Source organism: Lysinibacillus sphaericus (assembly GCF_015844675.1).
Taxonomy (GTDB): domain Bacteria; phylum Bacillota; class Bacilli; order Bacillales_A; family Planococcaceae; genus Lysinibacillus; species Lysinibacillus sphaericus_E.
Window position 1 is genome coordinate 146,804 of the sequence record NZ_LDGC01000025.1, and the last position, 17,530, is coordinate 164,333.

At 38.3% G+C, this 17,530-nt stretch carries 13 protein-coding genes; 10 read left to right on the forward strand and 3 right to left on the reverse strand.

The annotated features are described in order from the left end of the window. Positions 1 to 88: 88 nt before the first annotated feature. The 3 genes from ABE34_RS08830 to ABE34_RS08840 all read right to left on the reverse strand — a co-directional run bounded on the left by ABE34_RS08830 (position 89) and on the right by ABE34_RS08840 (position 6,410). Positions 89 to 1,738, reverse strand: a complete 1,650-nt coding sequence (locus ABE34_RS08830; RefSeq protein WP_197141820.1) for a peptide ABC transporter substrate-binding protein — start codon at positions 1,736 to 1,738, stop codon at positions 89 to 91. A 1,040-nt stretch (positions 1,739 to 2,778) separates the two neighbouring features. Beyond that, positions 2,779 to 4,464 carry a methyl-accepting chemotaxis protein gene (locus ABE34_RS08835; protein ID WP_197141821.1) on the reverse strand — a complete coding sequence of 562 codons (1,686 nt, stop codon included), beginning with the start codon at positions 4,462 to 4,464 and terminating at the stop codon, positions 2,779 to 2,781. Positions 4,465 to 4,712: 248 nt separating this feature from the next. After that, complete coding sequence (locus ABE34_RS08840; RefSeq protein ID WP_197142055.1) at positions 4,713 to 6,410, reverse strand: Rqc2 family fibronectin-binding protein; 1,698 nt, start codon at positions 6,408 to 6,410, stop codon at positions 4,713 to 4,715. A gap of 1,174 nt (positions 6,411 to 7,584) precedes the next feature. Between ABE34_RS08840 and ABE34_RS25415 the strand changes: the two genes are divergently transcribed. The 10 genes from ABE34_RS25415 to rlmN all read left to right on the forward strand — a co-directional run bounded on the left by ABE34_RS25415 (position 7,585) and on the right by rlmN (position 17,530). Then, a complete protein-coding gene (locus ABE34_RS25415; RefSeq protein WP_276569487.1) occupies positions 7,585 to 7,716 on the forward strand; it encodes a hypothetical protein in 132 nt (43 codons plus the stop codon). A gap of 55 nt (positions 7,717 to 7,771) precedes the next feature. After that, entirely contained in the window at positions 7,772 to 8,647 is an 876-nt protein-coding gene (locus ABE34_RS08845) for a YicC/YloC family endoribonuclease (protein WP_197141822.1), read from the forward strand. Positions 8,648 to 8,690: 43 nt separating this feature from the next. Then, entirely contained in the window at positions 8,691 to 9,308 is a 618-nt protein-coding gene (gene gmk / locus ABE34_RS08850) for a guanylate kinase (protein WP_197141824.1), read from the forward strand. Between the two features lie 4 nt (positions 9,309 to 9,312). Further along, positions 9,313 to 9,540, forward strand: a complete 228-nt coding sequence (gene rpoZ / locus ABE34_RS08855; protein WP_053483349.1) for a DNA-directed RNA polymerase subunit omega — start codon at positions 9,313 to 9,315, stop codon at positions 9,538 to 9,540. A 124-nt stretch (positions 9,541 to 9,664) separates the two neighbouring features. Continuing rightward, a complete protein-coding gene (gene coaBC, locus ABE34_RS08860; protein WP_197141825.1) occupies positions 9,665 to 10,675 on the forward strand; it encodes a bifunctional phosphopantothenoylcysteine decarboxylase/phosphopantothenate--cysteine ligase CoaBC in 1,011 nt (336 codons plus the stop codon). Further along, positions 10,672 to 13,086, forward strand: a complete 2,415-nt coding sequence (priA, locus tag ABE34_RS08865; protein ID WP_197141827.1) for a primosomal protein N' — start codon at positions 10,672 to 10,674, stop codon at positions 13,084 to 13,086. Before coaBC ends, priA begins: the two co-directional genes overlap by 4 nt. A 506-nt stretch (positions 13,087 to 13,592) precedes the next feature. Further along, positions 13,593 to 14,087, forward strand: a complete 495-nt coding sequence (def, locus tag ABE34_RS08870) for a peptide deformylase (RefSeq protein ID WP_197141829.1) — start codon at positions 13,593 to 13,595, stop codon at positions 14,085 to 14,087. A gap of 1 nt (position 14,088) precedes the next feature. Next, positions 14,089 to 15,030, forward strand: coding sequence for a methionyl-tRNA formyltransferase (fmt, locus tag ABE34_RS08875; RefSeq protein ID WP_197141831.1), 942 nt, complete (start codon positions 14,089 to 14,091; stop codon positions 15,028 to 15,030). Beyond that, entirely contained in the window at positions 15,027 to 16,388 is a 1,362-nt protein-coding gene (gene rsmB / locus ABE34_RS08880; RefSeq protein WP_197141833.1) for a 16S rRNA (cytosine(967)-C(5))-methyltransferase RsmB, read from the forward strand. The genes fmt and rsmB overlap by 4 nt, the downstream gene beginning before the upstream one ends. After that, positions 16,388 to 17,530: a 23S rRNA (adenine(2503)-C(2))-methyltransferase RlmN gene (rlmN, locus tag ABE34_RS08885; protein ID WP_197141835.1), complete on the forward strand. Its 1,143-nt coding sequence runs from the start codon at positions 16,388 to 16,390 to the stop codon at positions 17,528 to 17,530. Before rsmB ends, rlmN begins: the two co-directional genes overlap by 1 nt.

The window sequence follows — 17,530 nt, forward strand, 5'->3', positions numbered from 1 at the left end:
AAATAAGTGCCTTCGTATTTTAAAAAGAGCTGACTCGCGCCGAAGTGGCCACGAGGCAGCTCTCCGCTTAGAGCTTAAAAAGAAACTATTATTTCATCTTTACATATTTAAGATGAATATCACCAGTTGGATTTGGATCTAAGTTTTCAATATCATCATTAACTACTGACAAGTTAGTGTAGTAGTAAATAGGTGCAACTGGGAGTTCTTTCATAATAACTGCTTCTGCTTGTTTTAAGTACTCAATACGTTTAGCTTCATCTACTTCAGCGATAGCTTTATCTAAGAAGCCTTTGTATTCAGCGCTTTCCCAACCTGTATCGTTATTACCGTTTTTAGCAGTATCGAACATTTCAAGGAATGTATATGCGTCTAGATAGTCAGCTACCCAACCCATACGAGCTACTTGGTAATCACCAGTGTTGATTTTTTCTAGATAAACTTGCCATTCTGAATTATCTAACTGAGAAGTAATACCAAGTTTTGTTTTCCATTCTTCTTGAATATATTGAGCGATTGCAGCATGTGCTTCAGAAGTGTTGAATGAAATATTCACTTGAATATCTTTAGCATCTTTAATGCCAAGTTCTTTCATACCAGCTTCAAGAGCAGCTTTTGCGCCATCAACATCGTTATCTTTCATGTAACCACGGTCATCTTCAAAATTAGGAACTGCTATAGGAACCATACCTGTAGCTGGTTTTTGTTCACCTTTAGTTACGTTGTCAATTAATTTTTGACGATCGATTGCTAGAGTAAGAGCTTTACGGATATTTGCGTTAGACATAACTTTGTCTTTTGTATTGAATTTGTACCAATAAATAGATGCTTGGTCTTTGATTCTTAAAGATTTATCTTTTTTGAACTCATCAATTGCATTAAGATCTACTGTTTGGAATGGTGCACCGATATAGTCAAGCTCGCCACCTTTATACTTAGTAGCAACAGTTGCTTCTTTTTCAACCATATCAATATTTACAGTATCAAGATCAACATTTGATGCATCCCAATAATCTGCATTTTTTGCAAGAACGATAGATTCATTATGTTTCCAATCGCTTAATTTAAATGGACCATTTGTTACGAAGTTTTCACCTGCGTCTGTGTACCATTCTTTATTAGCTTCAGTCACTTTTTGGTTAACTGGTAAATAAGTTTTGAATCCTGTTAATTCTAAGAAATACGGAGTTGGATTTTCTAAAGTAACGACTAAAGTTTTGTCATCTTCAGCTTTGATACCAACAGCATCAATAGAACCTTTTCCTTCGTTGTATGCTTGAGCCCCTTTAATTGGGTAGAAAATAGAAGCATACTCAGAAAGATTTTCTGGATTTAACGCCCATTTCCAAGAATATTCGAAGTCACCTGCTACAACTGAATCACCATTTGACCATTTTGCATCACGTAAGTGGAAAGTATAAGTCTTTTTATCTTCACTTACGTCCCATTTCTCAGCCATACCTGGAGTAGGTTTACCCTCAATGTCTGAAACAGTCAGACCTTCAAGAACGTTGATTAGGATTGCGCTAGATGTAGTATCTGTTGCAAGTTGTGGGTGTAAAGATGGTGGTTCTGAAGTGATTGCTAAGTTAATTTCTTTAGCTTTTGAACCAGAATCTTTTTTGCCGTCTGAAGATGAAGAATTATCAGACTTTTCACCACCGAAGCCACATGCAGCTAATACCAGTGAGAATACTGCAAGGACAGTTAATAATAAAAACTTTTTGTTTTTAACCATGTGAATCCCCCTTATACAATTTTAAGCCTTTTGTGAAGCTCTTATTTAATATACCAAAAAATCATTGTGTACAAAATAAAAAAGATTCAAATTTATATAGTATTATCTGACATTTAAGAAGATAATAAATTTTTTCTATTCATCACATTAAAGAATAAAAGCGCTTTCATAGCAATAATTTGATATTAATCCATTCAAAATATCAAAAATAAAATAAAAATATAGAAAAGACTTACTATACCGAAAATTCATATTGTTTAGATAATAATATTGTTATAGTAAAAATGAGCCAAAAGTCACGGGCTGGTAATATGGTTGGTTTATGTCGATTTGTAGAAAATTATCGCAAAATCGAGTAATTTCGATTCTCGGAGAGGTGTTTTTTTGCAAATTATAATCCCGAAGGATGAATGTTTTTATCTATTAATGATATATAAGAAACTTGTTTTGTATTTTTTTTAGAATATCCGGTATAAGAGAGAACAAAGAAGAAGTAGAGTATATGTATGACAAAATGTGCTGCTCTTAAAGAATAAATGTACGTTAGTTAATGAAAATATGTTTTTTTGAAATAATTTACACATTACTTGAATATTCAATATTGTATAAATAAGACGTTGCATGGAATCAATTTATGAGTGTAGGGTTGAGTTTATACTAAATGAAAAAAATACATAATTATCATTACTTTTATGCTGTTGTTTTATGGAGAAGTCCATTTGTCTTGCTTAGGAGGAAAGCTTCTACATATAGTTACTAAAAATTACGTAAGTAGAACTTAATGAGTAGAAAATTACTTAGTTCATTTACGTGGTCAATTTTACCATATTTTATTTACTAAATGGAGGGTTTCCTAAAAATAAACAGCAAAGTGATTAGAAACAATATAGATGGACGATTTCTTAAGAAAGTAGTGGATAACCAAAGTGTTAAACAATATTAGTTACTATCAGTGTCCTCTCGTTGCACTCGCGTTTTTGATTAGAAATACGGACTGGGACAAAAACAAGCAGAGAATAAAGAACTCTCTGCTTGAATGATTAAAGCTTAAATTGGTTAATTTGGGTTTGTAAGTCTGAGGATTTTTCACTTAAATCTATAGCAACGTGATTTATTTGTTGCATAGTTGCTGCTTGTTCTTCACTAGCTTCGGCTATGATTTGTGTATTAGCAGCACTTGAAGAAGCACCATGAGCAATTTCTGAAACAGAGGCAGCTACTTGCTCAGCACTTGCAGAGATTTCTTCAGAAGTAGCTGAAATGTCTTCTATTTGATTTGTCATCATATTAATCGCTTTTACGATTGCTTCAAAAGAGTTGCCAGCATCCCCAATGATTTTTACACCATCTGTAACAGATTGTAGCCCATCTTCGACAGCTTTTTCTACATTTTGGGTATCTTCTTGGATTTCTTGTGTCAAGGTAACAATTTGATTCGCTGATTGCTTTGATTCTTCTGCTAGTTTACGAACTTCGTCAGCTACGACAGCGAAGCCTTTTCCATGTTCACCTGCACGTGCAGCTTCGATTGCAGCATTTAACGCTAATAAATTCGTTTGATCTGTGATGGCTGTAATGACTGTAGTAATATTGCCTATTTCTTCTGATTGCTTACTTAATTTTTGAACGAGATTGTTAATCATTTGGGTAGAATCATAAATTACGTTCATCTGTTGTTGAGCCTCATCAACTTTACTATTACCGTTATTCGCTAATTCAGTTGTTGTCACTGCGCTTTGGTGGAGTTGTTGAGTAGCCTCTGCTATTCGCTGTACACCTACAGCTGTTTCATCCATAGCATGTGCACTCTCATTGGCGGCAATTGTAGCAGTAGATGCCGTATTTGCCGTCCCGTTAATTCGTACAGTAATTTTATCAGCAGAAGCAGAAATCTCTTCGATAGAGGCGGATAGTTCTTCCGCAGAAGCTGATAAATGTTCCGCATTACCTTGAATATTTGTTAATAAACCTCGTAGGCTACTTTTCATTACGTTAAATGCTGTAGATAGTTGTCCAATTTCATCTTTAGATTGGTGGGAAATATCTTGATGATATAATTCACCATTCGCAATATTATTGGCAGCAAGAACGACGGATTTTAAAGGTCGTGAAATTGTACGCTGTACATAAAACATTAAGGATATTCCAAGTATTACACCAATGATGATCGCGATGATTGAGATTGTTTGTGCATTTGATACTGTTTCCTTAGATTCTTTCGTGACAATATCAAGTTGATTTTTTTGATAACTTACAATTTTCTCTGATACTGCTAACAAATCTTGGTTTGCTTGTTGGACATCGCCATTAACTTTTTGTATCGCTTCTTCTAAATTTCCGCCATCATGAAGTGCTAGTGCTTCTTCAGCAGCTTTGTTAAAAGCTTCATTATATGTATTTAAATCTTTTGCATAAGTCTCCATTTTGGATGAATCAGATTTTTCCATCGTCTCAATTACATACGAATCTAGCATTTTAGCATACTTTGTAAAGTTATCTTTATTAGCTGCTGAGTCTTCGATGAGTATTGCCCGAATGTAAAGACCTTGCATTGCTCGAGCAGTTTGAATATTATTAGCTAATTCTACTAGAGCTACACGATTTTCTAGCGCATTTTCTACCTTCTTATCAATATTTGAGAATTGAATAAACATAATTACTAATGAAATAATTAAGGTCAGGATGATGGTGATAAATCCAAAGCTTAATTTTTTACCTACAGACATAGAAATACGCCCTTTCTAAAATACCATTTATAGTTTATTTAAATTTAGCCATTAAGAGAGGAGGAAGTCAATAACGCTCGGAATAAACAGTTCGGATTATTCACGAGTTTTTTTAGCGTTATTATAATAGGAAACAATAGCTATAAAGTCAATCAAGTTAAAAGGGGAATTAATAGATGTATAGTCCAGATTACGTGGTCATCGCAATAAAAAAGGAATACGATACAATTCGTATCGTATTCCAACCATTAAGACTGTTTTTTTAATTGTAAAATGACAGCTTCATCTGGATCGATGTATAAAGTTTTTTGTTCAAAGTAAATAACAAAACCAGGCTTAGCACCATTTGGTTTTTTTACTTGACGTATTTCAGTGTAATCTACTGGAACAGAGGAAGAGTCTCTTGCTTTTGAAAAATAGGCAGCAAGTGTTGCAGCTTCTCGTAATGTTGTTTCGTCAGGTTCACTTGTATGGATGACAACATGTGAGCCAGGAATATCCTTCGTATGCAACCAGGTATCTGTACGTTTAGCAATTTTAAATGTAAGCATGTCATTTTGTTTGTTATTTTTCCCAACAGATATTGCTACACCTGTAGAAGAGACATAACGTTCAGGCTCTGGTTTCGTTTGTTTTTTCTTTTTTCTTGCATGACGTAATTTCAAGTAACCTTGTTCTGCTAATTCTTCGCGAATTTCTTCTATATCTCCAGGAGCAGCTTGTTGTACTTGCTGAGCAAGCATTTCAAAATAAGCTATTTCTTCCTTCGTTTTTTCTAACTGTTCTTGTACCATAATAAGGGCATTTTTTGCTTTTGTGTATTTAGTGTAATAGCTTTGAGCATTTTCAATAGGTGTTTTACGTTCACTCACTGGAATGATGATTTCTTCATCTCCAGATTCGCTATAATAGTTAGTGACAGTTACTTCCTTTACACCTTTTTCAAACGCGTAAACATTCGCCATCAGTAACTCCCCATATAATTGGAACTGATCTAGCTTTGATGCGCGTTCGTAGTCTTTATTTAACTTTTTAGTTTTTAATATAAGTTTGTCAATTTCATTTTGCAACCATCGTTCCAAATCACCAGCCTGCTGTTTGACACGATCACGCTCAGCTCGAGCAAAGAATACGCGGTCAAGTAGCTCATGGACATTCGGATAAATCGTTACATCTCCTTGTAAATGCGTTAGAGCGATTGGTGAGAAGTAAGTTTTATTATTAGCGACTACATACATTGGCTTTGCTTCACCATTAGTAAAGGAAGCTATAAAATTTTTAAAGCAATTTACACGATCATCTGTGTCTGTAAATCTGAATAATAATTCCTCAGCATGTATAGGTGAGAAACCTGTAAATTGCGAAACAATTTCCTTAGCCGTTTTTGGTTCTGAGAAAAATAGTGTAATTTGTTCGTCGGTTACTGTTAAAGGGTGCCATTTATTTTGTGCGGGTGGTGCGATATAAGGTTGACCAGGTAATACTGTACGGAAGCTATTTACGGATGGTGGTAAATGCTTTAAGCTGTCGACTATTTTTCCCTGCTCTTTATCTATTAATAATAGGTTACTGTGACGGCCCATAATTTCAGCATGTAACTCCCTTACAATCGGGTCGCCAATTTCGTTTTTACTTTCGATTTCTACTATTATAATACGATCAAAATCGTGCTGTTTAATAGAAGAAATAAAACCACCCTCTATATGCTTTCTCAACAGCATACAAAACATTGGGGGTTCTGCTGGATTTTCAATAGAATGCTCAGTAAGGTGAACACGTGCGTATGAAGAATGAATCGAAAAAAGTAATTTATGATTGCTTCCGTTCGCACGAATATGTAGAACAACTTCCTGAGCGTTTGGTTGATGTATTTTAGTAATCCGACCTGATACTAATTGTTGTAGGTCGGCTGTCATTGAATAAGTAAATAAGCCGTCAAATGCCATATGAATTCCTCTTTCCAACGATATAAGCATCCTTGGTACTTTCGTATTTATTATTTTAATTTTGTAGCAAATTTTTTTCACCAAATTATGTGGTTGATTTCCGTTCCGGCTGGGCGCTTTGTTGCTGCCGCTACGTTAACACTACGCTTTCGCACAGAGCAAAGCTTCCTGGGGGCGTCCGATGAGCCGCTTCGCTTCGCTGCAGGGTCTCGGGCCAACAGATGTCTTTTGCGCGAAAGCGTGAGTGCAACGTAGCGGCAGCAGCACGATGTTGGTCACGGAGGCGTTATCACAGGATGTGATGCTTTTAGCCTCCGTTCCTCTAAATCGCTGATCCCCGAGGAGTCGCCCAGCATCCACTCCAATCAACTTATTTGCATGACATACATATTAGCAAAATGTTATCCCTAAATTCCGATATGGATCAATTTGTAAGATTTGCTGCCGCTACGCTTTCGCGCAAAAAACATCTGTTGCTGTCGCTGCGTTAGCACTACGCTTTCGCACAAAAAACATTTGCAGGTCAAAGCACAAAGCCGTTTCCGAATGCAATTATGCCGAGGCATAATTGATCAGGTGTATTGATTAACCACTTTTATCTTCTCAAATTATTTAGAGTGTAACTGAATTGATTTGAGAAGAAATGTTGATTAGAAAACATTATTTTGAGCAATTAAAGGGTTTTTTGTTGATATTCTGCTTATAAGTGCCCATTTTTAGCAGATTGTAGTGAAGGGCTACTTGACTCCCGCGGGAAAGCGAGACAGACGAGACCCTGAGGCCAACATGATGTTGGTCACGAAGGCATTGTCACAGGACGTGACGCATTTAGCCTTCGTTCCTTTAGCGGAGGAAGCGGCTCGACGCTCGCCCGCAGGAGGCCTTGCTCTGCGCGAAAGAGAAGCGTCAGCGGGAAAAGCAAGTAGCCCGTAACGGGAATCGGCTTTCCCCCGAGGAGTCGCCTGTTTTTCACTTTAATCATCATCTAGACATGCATCCATTTTGACAAATGTCATCTCTATGCTTTGCTAATGAATTTTTTCTTATGTTTATCATAGCATTTTTTAGGTGAATATTAAAATATAGCATCCATTGTGGTAGAATTAGCTTTTGCTCTAACTTCATTCAGTGAGTGTCCAATCACCCACTGAATGAAGATAGAGGCCTCCGGGGGATGTCACGGATTTTGAAAGGAATGAATTGTGCTGGCACAATTCAAAATCCGGACGCATTGTTTATCTGTGCGAAAGCGAAGCGACAGCAACAATTACGCCAAGGCGAAATTGATCTATTTTTTACGTCATAAACGTCAGAGCTTATGTTATAATAATCCCAGTATGCAAAGAAGGGTGTGACGAACCTTGGTGCGTAGTATGACTGGTTTTGGCAGAGGTGTCACAACAACAAGAGACTTTCAATTAACAGTAGAAATGCGCTCGGTCAACCATCGATTTTTAGAAATTAATGCAAAATTCCCGAAAGAATGGCTTGAAGCAGAAATTTTTGCAAAGAAATTAATTTCGAAAGCTTTGTCACGTGGCAAAATTGATGTGATGGTTTATGTTAAGGACTTAGATAACGCCGAGCAATCTATTGAAATTAATTGGTCATTAATTGAAGCGTATCGTAAGGCAAAAGAGCAATTAGCAAATAAAGTACCACTAGAAGAAAAATGGACGATGCAAGAGCTACTATCGCTTGAACAAGCGCTTGTACAGGAAAAGCCACAGCTTACACCTGAGGATTTACTTTGTGCTGTTGAAAAGGCTATTATGAAAGCGCTGGAACAGCTCATTCAAATGCGTGAGCGTGAAGGGCAAGAATTGCATGATGTTGTTGTACAATATAAAGAACAGTTAAAAGAACAAGTGAATCAGATTCGTTCTTGTGCTTCCCTAGCTGTAGAAAAATATCGTACCCGATTATTGGAACGAGTTACTGAAGTGGCGAATGGAGCTTTGTTAGAAGATCGTCTACTTGCCGAAGTAGCAATATTTGCAGAACGTGTGGACATCACCGAAGAATTGGACCGATTAGATAGTCACTTTAATCAACTAGAAGAAACATTACAAGAAACGATTTCGGTTGGCCGTAAATTAGACTTTTTAATGCAGGAAATACACCGCGAGATCAATACGATTGGTTCAAAAAATCAATCAACAGAGGCGGCCATTGCGGTAGTTCAGGCGAAAACAATTTTAGAAAAGATGCGCGAGCAAGTTCAAAATATCGAATAGCTTGCATGTATCTGTGATAAATTAAGGGAGATATAGAGAATAAATGATAAAAGAACGTGGATTATTAATTGTTCTGTCTGGCCCATCTGGTGTAGGTAAAGGGACAGTGCGAAAAGAATTATTTTCTCAGCCGAATACGAATTATGAGTATTCCATCTCGATGACAACACGAAATCCTCGCGAAGGTGAAGTAGATGGTGTAGACTATTTTTTCAAGACGCGTGAAGAATTTGAAACGTTGATTGAACAGGGTGGCTTATTGGAGCATGCTGAATTTGTAGGGAATTATTACGGAACACCGTTAGCCTACGTAAATGAAACACTGGATGCAGGGCGTGATGTGTTTTTAGAAATCGAAGTGCAAGGTGCTGCACAAATCCGCGAAAAGGCACCAGATGCATTATTTATTTTCTTAGCCCCACCAAGTTTAACGGAATTAAAGGATCGTTTAGTTGGTCGAGGGACGGAAACAGCAGAGGTTATTGCAAAACGTATAGCAACTGCAAGTGAAGAGCTTGAAATGATGAGCCTTTATGATTACGTAGTTGAAAATGATGAAGTGACAAATGCTTGTGATCGTATAAATGCGATTATTAAGGCCGAGCATTGTCGTAGAGAACGTGTTGAAAAAAGATATTTGTCAATGTTGAGAGGAGAATAAATCTATGTTATACCCATCAGTAGATACATTAAAAAAAGAAATCGATTCAAAATACTCATTAGTGAGTTTAGCATCTAAACGTGCTCGTCAAATGCAAGAGGAACAAGACACTGAGCGTTTACACAAGTATGTTTCTCATAAGTACGTAGGGAAAGCACTTGAAGAAGTAGCGGCAGGTGTACTTACGAAGGTATCACAGGATGAGTCAACTGTGTACGAAGACGAAATCTAACATTAATGTAAATAAGCTTTTGCGAAAATGTTAACGTCTGCAGTGGATTTTTGATTATACAGAATGCCGAGAGCTCCCGAGGAATTTTCCTTTGGGAGCTTATCATTTGAAAGGGCGATTGTGCATGAATAAAAATATTTTACTTTGTGTTTCAGGTGGTATAGCGGTTTATAAGGCTGTCGCTCTAGTTAGCAAGCTATCTCAGGCTGGGGCAAATGTAAAGGTCATCATGACAGCATCAGCAAGACAATTTGTGAATCCATTGAGCTTTCAAGTTATGTCCAAAAATGATGTTTTTTTCGATACTTTTGATGAAAAGGATTCAAGTGTTATTGCCCATATTGATTTGGCAGATTGGGCAGATTTAATTTTAGTTGCACCAGCTACCGCAAATGTTATAGGGAAGCTGGCGAATGGAATTGCGGACGATATGGTAACAACGACCTTGCTTGCAGCAACTGCTCCTGTATGGCTTGCACCAGCGATGAATGTACATATGTATGACCATCCAGCGGTAAAACGAAATTTGGAACAGTTGCAATCTGATGGCTATCAATTTATTGAGCCTTCAGAAGGGTTTTTGGCATGTGGCTATGTTGGTAAAGGCCGTTTAGAAGAACCTGAAAAAATAACAGCAATCGTGCAAGAATTTTTTTCAGAGAAGGCGAAGCCATTATCTAGTAAAACAGTAGTAGTCACAGCTGGAGCGTTTTATGTACCATTAGATGAGCGTCATGTCATTAGCACACAGTCGAATAGCAGAATTGGACAGGCTATAGCAAAAGAGGCACAAATACTTGGGGCAAATGTAATCCTACTAGATGAGAAAGCAGCAAGCATGTATAAGCTTTTTGAACAGCTTGATGATTATAAAAAACAATATCCATCCGCATTTTTTATCCATGCAGCAAATACGCCTACAACTGAAGAGGCACCGATATTATCCGTAGAAGGAATGACCGCAATAACTTTTGGACAAAAGGTTATTGGTGAACCAATGGTAACAATTATGTCAGACAAGTGGATTGATTTTAGTGACACGGCAGAAGTAAATGGTCAAATGTGGGATGCGACAGATGCCAAGCAATTTGCCCAAGTATTTTGGACATATATATTACAGGGTGAGAGGCAATGAGTTTTTTGATTGCAGAGGTTATAGTGGATGTTTCGACTTACCATGTAGATCGTCCGTTTGACTATGAAGTTCCTACAGAATGGTCACATGTTATAGAAATGGGCTGTCGTGTAAAAGTACCGTTTGGGCCAAGGAATGTTCTCGGATTTGTGGTCGGATTAAAAAATGAAACAGATGTACCATCTAACAAAATAAAGTCTATTGCACAAATTTTAGATATTGAGCCTGTATTAACCGAAGAAATGCTGTTAATGGCTAAATGGCTGAAAAACGAAACGATTTGCTATGAAATTGATGCCTTACAGGTGATGCTTCCGTCAGCGCTTCGAGCGAAGTATGAAAAAATCATCACACTACAAACGGAGAAAGATGTTTTACCAGATGAGGTTAATGCTATTTTTGGCAAGCGACAACAGGTTAATTTCAAAGAATTCGAACGTGCTGAATTACTTCCTTTATTAAAGCAGCTTATAACTGATAAAATCGTAAAAATTGAAAATGTTGTGAAGCAGCAAGGGAATGTAAAAGAAATACGTATGGTCAAAATTACAGATCATCAGCAAGATATTGACAAAGCTATGGAAGGTGCAGCGAGAGCAGCCAAACAGCGCCAACTGATTGAATGGATGGGCAAACACCTTGGAGAGGTTCTTTTGCCGCAGAAAATCTTTGAGGAAACAGGTGCGTCTTCCACGGTATTACAGTCAGTAATCGAAAAAGGAGCTGCTCACTTTATACAAGAAGAGGTGTATCGAGATCCCTTTACGAAGGAGGTTTCCCGTACTCAATCTTTACAATTGACGGATGAGCAGGACGTAGCATTAAAGGCTATTACTGGATCGATGGAAGAACAGACTGCGAAAACTTTTTTACTACACGGCGTTACCGGGAGTGGTAAAACGGAGATCTATTTGCAAGCAATTCAAAAGGTGTTAGATGAAGGTAAGGAAGCCATTATGCTAGTACCTGAAATATCATTAACACCACAAATGACAGAGCGTTTTCGTAGTCGTTTTGGTGAGCTGGTTGCTGTCATGCATAGTGGCTTATCTGTAGGTGAAAAGTATGATGAATGGCGTAAAATTCAACAAGGTAAGGTAAGCGTTGTTGTTGGAGCTCGTTCGGCAATTTTCGCACCTTTTACAAATATAGGTCTTATTATTTTAGATGAAGAGCATGAATCAACATACAAGCAAGAAGATTCACCACGTTATCACGCTAGAGATGTGGCAATATGGCGAAGTGAATTTTATAAATGTCCTGTTATATTAGGCAGTGCAACGCCTGCGCTGGAATCATTTGCAAGAGCAAAGAAAGGCGTATATGGTTTGCTATCATTAAAACAACGTGCTTTGCATCAAGCATTACCGACAGTTTTTATTGCGGATATGCGAGAGGAGCTTCGAAATGGAAATCGTTCCATGTTTTCCGAGCAACTTGTTGATGCAATACGTGTAAGACTAGAGAAAAATGAACAGATGGTCATGTTTTTAAATCGCCGTGGCTATTCTTCTTTTGTGCTTTGTCGTGATTGTGGAACGGTTGTACAATGTCCAAACTGTGATATCTCGTTAACGTATCATCGAACAACAGAGAAATTAAAATGTCATTATTGCGGTTATGACGAACGTGTTCCTGACATATGTCCACAATGCCAGAGTGAGCATATACGTTATTTTGGTACGGGAACGCAAAAAGTCGAGGAAGAAATTTATAAGCTGTTTCCTGAGGCAAGGGTTCTCAGAATGGATGTTGATACAACAAAGCAGAAAGGTGCACATGAAGAAATTTTGCAGGCATTTGGGGAAGGACAGGCAGATATTTTGCTAGGTACGCAAATGATTGCTAAAGGTCTTGATTTTCCTAATATAACGCTTGTTGGTGTACTTAGTGCGGATACATCTCTGCATCTGCCCGATTACCGTGCAGCGGAGCGTACATTCCAACTATTAACGCAGGTTAGTGGTAGAGCGGGACGTCATGATAAGCATGGTGAGGTTATTATTCAATCGTATACACCAGAGCATTATGCAATTGAATTGGCAAAAATTCAAGACTACGAGCCATTTTACGAACGTGAAATGTTTTTACGCCGTCGCTCTAGCTACCCACCGTATTATTATGTAGCACTTGTCCAAATTTCCCATGAAGATGTCATGATGGCGGCAGAATATGCTGGACGTGCAGCAGATTGGCTAAAGGGAAATTTATCAGACCGAGTTGCCATTATTGGTCCAACAACTGCAAGCATTAGCCGTCTTCAAAATAGATATCGCTATCAATGTTTGATAAAATATAAAATTGAACCAAATCTCATTCCAGTATTACAGCGGCTTCTTGCCATGTATCGTGCGGAATGGATTAAACAGGGTATTTTAATGACGGTAGACTTAGATCCGTCAACTATATAAAATGATTCATCATCAGATCGGACATGACATTTTGTTTAAACGTATGTCATGCGGATAGGTTGATTGTAGTGTTGGCTGGGCGACTCCTCGGGGATCAGCATCACTGATGATGGCCTGCAGCGAAGCGTCAGCAACAAATGTTTTCTGTGCGAAAGCGAAGTGACAGCAACAATGTTTTCTGTGCGAAAGCGAAGCGTCAGCAACAATGTTTTCTGTGCGAAAGCGAAGCGTCAGCAACAAAGCGCCCAGCCGCTACTGAAATCAAGGCCAAGTTAAAATGATGAGCCATTCAAGTGGAATTTTCTAATAGACTTTGTCCGATCACTGAAAGTTTGGGCGACTCCTCGGGGATTAGCGTTACAGATGAGACCCTGCAGCGAAGCGAAGCGGCTCATCGAACGCCCCCAGGAAAGCGCCCAGCAGGAACGGAAATCAACCCCACATTATGATGTAGCGTTACAATTATAAAAGGTATAAGCCTTAAATATAGAAATGAGGAACATAACATGGCAATTAAAAAAGTTGTAGAACATCCAGCGAAGGTATTATCAACACCATGCGCGGAAGTAACAGAAATCAATGAAGAAATTATTACATTACTAGATGATTTATATGACACAATGGTTGAATACGATGGCGTTGGTATTGCAGCACCTCAAATAAATGTAGGATTACGTGTTGCAATTGTCGAACTTGGCGAAGAACGAGATGTTTTAGAAATGATTAATCCAACTGTTATTGCAACGGATGGAGCTGAAGTAGATATTGAAGGATGCTTAAGCTTCCCGGGATTATACGGTGAGGTTGAACGTCCTGATTATGTGAAGATTGAAGCATGTGACCGTGAAGGGCGTGTATATGAGCTAGAAGCGGGAGGCTTTGATGCACGAGCAATTTTACATGAAATCGACCATTTAGATGGCGTGCTGTTTGATTCGAAAATCAAACGAATTTTAACTGAAGAAGAGCTTGAAGCAATGTACGCTGAAGAGGAGGAATAATATGACTTCAATAATTTTTATGGGGACACCTGATTTCTCCGCGCCGATTTTGCGTATGCTACATCATGAAGGTTATGATATTAAAGCTGTAGTTACACAACCAGATCGTCCAGTTGGGCGTAAACGTGTGTTAACACCACCGCCTGTTAAAGCAGCAGCGATGGAGTTAGGTTTACCTGTTATTCAGCCTGAAAAGCTACGTGGTTCTGAGGAATTACAGCAAATTATTGATTTACAGCCTGACCTAGTCGTAACAGCTGCTTTTGGACAAATTTTGCCGAAAGAATTGCTAGATGCACCACCGCTTGGTTGTATTAATGTCCATGCGTCACTTTTACCGAAGTATCGTGGTGGGGCGCCGATTCACCAAGCGGTTATTGATGGTGAAAAAGAAACAGGTGTAACGATTATGTATATGGCGCAAAAGCTAGATGCTGGTGATATCATTTCCCAAAAGGCTATCCCAATTGAAAAGGATGATTATACGGGTAGACTATTTGATAAGCTGAGTGCTGTGGGTAGCGATTTATTAAAAGAGACACTTCCTTCTATTATAAATGGAACAAATAATCGTTCCGTGCAGGATGAAGCACAAGTAACTTTTGCAAGCAATATTTCACGTGAACAAGAGCGTATCGATTGGGCAAAGGATGCTACTACTTTATACAATCAAGTGCGTGGTCTTCATCCATGGCCAGTTGCCTATACAACATTTGAAGATGGCAACTTTAAAATTTGGTGGGCACAGGTTGGTAATACTAAGCATGATGCTATACCTGGTGAGGTTGTTGCGATTTCGAAGGATCATTTTGAAGTTGCAGCAGGAAATGGTACAACACTTGCCCTGTATGATGTACAACCTGCTGGTAAAAAACGCATGACAGCAGAGGAATACTTGCGTGGTACAGGTTCTAAATTACAGATTGGGGACCAATTTAAATGAGTAAAAAAAGTGTAGTAATTTGGGATGGAAATGTGCGAGACGCTGCACTTTCTATTCTGTTAGCAGTAGATAAAAATCAAGCCTATAGTAATTTGCTTTTAAATGAAACGATTAAGCGACATAAAATTGAAGCGAAGGATCGTGCTCTTTTAACAGAAATTACGTATGGCACTCTCCAATATAAAATGACACTTGACTACTATTTAGAGCCATTTATTCGTGGTTCAGTAGATCATTGGGTGCGCTGGCTTTTACGTTTATCTTTATATCAAATGCATTATTTAACACGTATACCACCTCATGCTGCGGTGAATGAGGCTGTAGAAATTGCTAAACGTCGAGGTCACCAAGGGATAGCTTCGATGGTCAATGGTATTTTACGATCTATTTTACGTCAAGGTGTAGCTTCTACTGAGGACATTAAAGATCCGATTGAGCGCCTTGCTATTGAAACGAGTCATCCGGAGTGGCTAGTACAACGCTTTGTCGATAACTATGGTATTGAAGTGGCGTCTCAAATGTTACATGAAAATAATATACCTCCAGTGCAAACTGTCCGTGTAAATACGACGAAAGCAAGCGTCGATCAAGCGATTGCCAGTATAGAAGCGGAAGGTTTAACAGCGGAAAAAAGTGATCTAATGCCTGAATGCTTACATGTAACAAATGGTCAGCCAGCTCGAACAAAGGCTTTCCAAGAAGGGCTTATTACTATTCAGGATGAAAGCTCCATGATTCCAGCAAATGTGTTAAATCCGTCTCCTGGCATGCGCGTTTTAGATATGTGTGCAGCACCAGGTGGAAAAACGACACATATAGCTGAGATTATGAAGAATGAAGGTTCGATTTTAGCGACCGACCTTCACCCTCATAAATTGGATTTAATCGACCATAATACGAATCGTCTAGGGATTGATATAGTTGAGACTGCTCCGATTGATGGACGTAAGGCACCAGATTTTCTACAACTAGAATCATACGACGCTATTTTAGTGGATGCCCCTTGTAGTGGTTTAGGTGTTATGCGCCGCAAGCCAGATATTAAATATACAAAACGTGAAGAAGATTTAGAAAACCTTCAAAAAATACAATTGGCGCTATTAGATGCTGCAACAAAAGTATTGAAAATAGATGGCAAGCTTGTGTACAGTACATGTACAGTAGATAAAAGAGAGAATGAAGGTACTGTAGAGGCCTTTTTATCAACGCATCCAGAAATGGAAGCTATACAACTAGAATCTTTACCAACAAAATTAGCGGAAAAGCAAGCAAATGGCATGCTTCAAGTCTTTCCACAAGACTTTGGCAGTGACGGTTTCTTCGTTGCCGCCTTTCGTAAAAAAGGAGAATCCAACTAATGGTGGATCAAGAGAAATTTAATGAGCGTATAAACGACTTAGTTGACGAAGCGGAAGACAAGCCTGTTCGACGCGCAAAAAAAGAAAAACCAAATTTAAAGGAATCGGTATACTCATTACAGCCGAAACAACTAGAAGAATGGTTAAAGGAAAATGGTGAAAAGCCGTTCCGTGCAGCGCAAATTTTTGATTGGCTTTATAATAAACGAGTAAAAACATTTGAAGAAATGTCTAATCTTTCAAAGGGATTACGTGAAAAGCTTGAAGCAAGTTTTTCATTAACGACATTATCAACAATTATTAAACAGGAATCTAAAGATGGTACGATCAAGTTTTTATTCCAATTACAAGACGGCTATTCTATTGAAACTGTATTAATGCGTCATGAATATGGGAACTCTGTTTGTGTGACAACACAAGTAGGCTGCCGAATTGGCTGTACGTTTTGTGCCTCAACTTTAGGTGGTTTAAAGCGACACTTATTAGCAGGGGAAATCGTGGAGCAAGTTGTAAAAGTACAGCAGACTTTAGATGAAGTGGGCGAACGTGTATCACATATCGTTATTATGGGTATTGGAGAACCTTTCGATAATTATGATGCGATGATGAACTTCTTAAAAGTCATCAACCATGAAAAAGGGTTAAATATTGGTGCTCGTCACATCACTGTATCAACATCAGGAATAGTTCCTAAAATTTACGAATTTGCTGATGAACAGCTACAAATCAACTTTGCCGTTTCCTTACACGCACCAAACCAAGAGGATCGTCAAAAACTTATGCCAATTGCGCGTGCTTATAAGTTAGATGAATTAATGGAAGCCGTTCAATATTATACTAATAAAACGGGCCGACGTGTTACTTTTGAGTATGGTTTAATGTCTGGTGAAAATGATTCAGTTGAAATTGCAGAAGAATTATCTGCTTTAATAAAAGGAATTAAATGCCACGTGAACTTAATTCCTGTAAACTATGTACCAGAACGTGATTATGTTCGTACATCTCGAAGTCAAATTTTTGCCTTTGAAAAAACATTAAAGAAGAATGGTATTAACGTAACGATCCGCCGAGAGCAAGGTGCTGATATTGCAGCAGCGTGTGGTCAATTACGTGCGCAAGAGAGATCTGAAGAGACGAGGTGA

Coding starts and splice junctions, on each gene's coding strand:
- rlmN (WP_197141835.1), top strand. CDS start 16,388: ATGGTGGATCAAGAGAAATTTAATGAGCGTATAAACGACTTAGTTGAC.
- ABE34_RS08830 (WP_197141820.1), bottom strand. CDS start 1,738: ATGGTTAAAAACAAAAAGTTTTTATTATTAACTGTCCTTGCAGTATTC.
- priA (WP_197141827.1), top strand. CDS start 10,672: ATGAGTTTTTTGATTGCAGAGGTTATAGTGGATGTTTCGACTTACCAT.
- rsmB (WP_197141833.1), top strand. CDS start 15,027: ATGAGTAAAAAAAGTGTAGTAATTTGGGATGGAAATGTGCGAGACGCT.
- coaBC (WP_197141825.1), top strand. CDS start 9,665: ATGAATAAAAATATTTTACTTTGTGTTTCAGGTGGTATAGCGGTTTAT.
- ABE34_RS08835 (WP_197141821.1), bottom strand. CDS start 4,464: ATGTCTGTAGGTAAAAAATTAAGCTTTGGATTTATCACCATCATCCTG.
- ABE34_RS08840 (WP_197142055.1), bottom strand. CDS start 6,410: ATGGCATTTGACGGCTTATTTACTTATTCAATGACAGCCGACCTACAA.
- rpoZ (WP_053483349.1), top strand. CDS start 9,313: ATGTTATACCCATCAGTAGATACATTAAAAAAAGAAATCGATTCAAAA.
- ABE34_RS25415 (WP_276569487.1), top strand. CDS start 7,585: ATGTCACGGATTTTGAAAGGAATGAATTGTGCTGGCACAATTCAAAAT.
- def (WP_197141829.1), top strand. CDS start 13,593: ATGGCAATTAAAAAAGTTGTAGAACATCCAGCGAAGGTATTATCAACA.
- fmt (WP_197141831.1), top strand. CDS start 14,089: ATGACTTCAATAATTTTTATGGGGACACCTGATTTCTCCGCGCCGATT.
- gmk (WP_197141824.1), top strand. CDS start 8,691: ATGATAAAAGAACGTGGATTATTAATTGTTCTGTCTGGCCCATCTGGT.